Source organism: Pedobacter sp. 01N416 (assembly GCF_056399685.1).
In genome coordinates this window covers 1-2,917 of sequence record NZ_JBFTRT010000612.1, presented here as the reverse complement: position 1 = coordinate 2,917, position 2,917 = coordinate 1, and the positions used below count along the sequence as shown (strand labels likewise).

Here is a 2,917-nt window from a genome sequence, read left to right as displayed (position 1 = left end):
AAGCAGTTCAGACTGCATAAATAGGAATTTGCGCATAATGGCAATTAAAAACCCTACCCATACTTAAAATGAAGATGCAATCTTTAATTATTGGAATCATATTAGTAGCTATTGCGTTTTATCTAATTAAAACCAAATTACTAAACCAACAAACTGAACCGGATAATAATACTGCAAGACCCTCAAAAGAATTTTTACAAAAAATAGAAAGTAAAAATGACAAACTCATATTAGTTAAAAACATTTCAAACTTAGAAATCGATAGTATTATAAATGGATTTTGTAATATGTATAATCAAGAAAATTTTCAAGCCCAACCAAGACTTTATAAACTTGGAGAAAACGAATTTGCAATCACTTTTCCACTTGATATAGAGTTTGAGATTTACTGCTACTTCATTAATTATGTTCGTTATCCAATGAGTTTTGAAAAATCATTTGACGTAATAGGCTGGGCAACAACAAGAATAGGAGAGCAATGGATAACTGATAAAGTTGCAAATAAAAAAGTAATGTTATTTATTCCTTCTGATGACACAGAGCATGACAATGTATTTTTAACTACTTCTGATAATATTGGATACAAACTTGGCTTCGCAATGGGAGAGGAAAAACAATTTTTAGACAAACCCAAACAACATTTTATTTACCCTAGGATAGAGATTAAAGATTTAACTGACAAGCAATATAAAGACTTTAATTGAAAAACTGTTACCTACACTATTAGCAAATTGAACTCAGGGCTCCCGACTTTTGACTTTCCGACTTTGGGCATCCGACTTATTACAACATTTCAACAATCAAAGGCTGTAACAATCAAACAATTCAAATCTATGTAATCATTTCATCGGTGTAATCATTTTTCAAAACAATTTACCTACCTTTGAATGGAGTTTAAAAACTATGTCTGAACAAAAAACAAATGAGCTCGTTCGCAAGATTTTTGAGGCTTATTTAGAAAACAAAAATCTACGTAAAACACCAGAGCGTTTCGCTATATTGGAAGAAATATATTCAAGAAACGACCACTTTGATGTAGAAACCCTTTATATCCACATGAAAAACCAAAAGTACCGCGTAAGTCGTGCTACGGTTTATAACACATTGGAGTTACTGGTTTCATGCGATTTAGTTACCAAACACCAGTTTGGTAAAAATATGGCGCAATTCGAAAAATCTTATGGTTACCGCCAGCACGATCACGTAATCTGTATCGAATGTGGTAAAGTAGTAGAATTCTGCGATCCACGAATCCACCAGATCCAAACCATGGTTGGTGATCTTTTAAAATTTGATGTGAAACACCATTCGTTAAATCTTTATGGCTTCTGCTCTGATTGCAGTATGGCCAGAAAAGTAAACGAAAGCGCAGCAACAGTCGCAAAAATTGTAGAAAATTAAATCAAAATACAAATAAAACCAGCTTAATTTATTAAATAATGACGCAAGTAGATGTACTTCTCGGCCTGCAATGGGGTGATGAAGGAAAGGGAAAAATCGTTGATGTACTAAGTCCAAAATATGATCTTATTGCCCGTTTTCAGGGTGGCCCAAATGCCGGACATACTTTAGAGTTCGATGGCAAAAAATTCGTTTTAAATACAATCCCTTCAGGAATTTTTAACGAAAAAACCATGAATCTTATTGGTAATGGTGTAGTAATCGACCCTATTATCCTAAAAAGAGAGTTAGATAATTTAAAAAAAGCTGGTCATGATCCTATTGCCGATGGCAAATTGGTGATTGCCCGTAAAGCGCACTTAATTTTACCAACCCACCAATTATTGGATGCAGCTAACGAGGCACGCATGGGTAAAAATAAAATTGGATCAACCTTAAAAGGTATTGGTCCAACTTATATGGATAAAACTGGCCGTAACGGTTTACGCGTTGGCGATACTACTCTACCTGATTTTAAAGAACGCTATGCTAAATTGGTAGAAAAACATACTGAAATCCTTTCTCATTACGAAGGTTTCGAATATGAATTGGCTGAGAAAGAAGCATCATTCTTTGAAGCAATCGAATTCTTAAAAACCATTCCTCATGTTGATAGTGAACATTATGTAAATGGTTTCTTAAAAGAAGGAAAAGCTGTTTTAGCAGAAGGTGCTCAGGGAACGTTATTGGACGTAGATTTTGGTTCATACCCTTTTGTAACATCTAGTAACACCACAACTGCAGGCGCCTGTACTGGTTTAGGTATTGCGCCTAATAAAGTAGGAGCCGTTTATGGTATCTTCAAAGCATATTGCACACGTGTTGGTGGTGGCCCTTTCCCTACTGAATTAGATAACGAAGTTGGCGAAAATTTACGCGCTTTAGGTCACGAATTTGGCGCAACTACAGGTCGTGCCCGTCGTTGTGGCTGGATCGATCTTCCTGCATTAAAATATGCCATCATGTTAAACGGGGTAACCGAGTTAATTATGATGAAAGCTGATGTTTTGGATACCTTCGATACCATTTATGCTTGTACCCACTACGAATACAATGGCGAAACGATCGATTACATGCCATACGACATCATTTCAATCGAGCCAAAACCAGTATTGAAAGCAATTGATGGTTGGGCAACTGATGTAACTAAAATTACTTCTGTAGATGAAATCCCAGCTAAATTAACTGATTACATTGCTTTCTTAGAAAAAGAATTAGAAGTGCCGATCAAATTCCTTTCTGTAGGACCAGATAGAGCACAAACTTTAGAATTACGTTAATATAAGATTCGTCATGCTGAATTTAGTTCAGCATCTATATGTTCATAAACTGATAGACCCTGAAATAAATCCGATAGTTATCGGATCAGGGTGATGACCAATAATAAAAAGCAACCTGCAACCAGGTTGCTTTTTTTATTTCAGAGTTGTCAACTTTAATGACAGAAGCACAGAAAGTTGACAACTCTTACCAATTG

At 35.4% G+C, this 2,917-nt stretch carries 3 protein-coding genes; all 3 read left to right on the top strand.

What is annotated here, in order from left to right; all coding sequences use genetic code 11:
- Positions 1 to 74: 74 nt before the first annotated feature.
- Positions 75 to 704: a hypothetical protein gene (locus AC1DND_RS24625; protein WP_477585191.1), complete on the top strand. Its 630-nt coding sequence runs from the start codon at positions 75 to 77 to the stop codon at positions 702 to 704.
- A 199-nt stretch (positions 705 to 903) separates the two neighbouring features.
- The gene (locus AC1DND_RS24620; protein ID WP_477585190.1) at positions 904 to 1,401 is read left to right on the top strand and encodes a Fur family transcriptional regulator; all 498 of its coding nucleotides are present in this window, start codon (positions 904 to 906) and stop codon (positions 1,399 to 1,401) included.
- 38 nt (positions 1,402 to 1,439) lie between these two features.
- Positions 1,440 to 2,720 (top strand): adenylosuccinate synthase, encoded by a 1,281-nt coding sequence (locus AC1DND_RS24615; RefSeq protein WP_190326317.1) that lies wholly within the window; start codon positions 1,440 to 1,442, stop codon positions 2,718 to 2,720.
- The last annotated feature ends 197 nt before the right edge of the window (positions 2,721 to 2,917 follow it).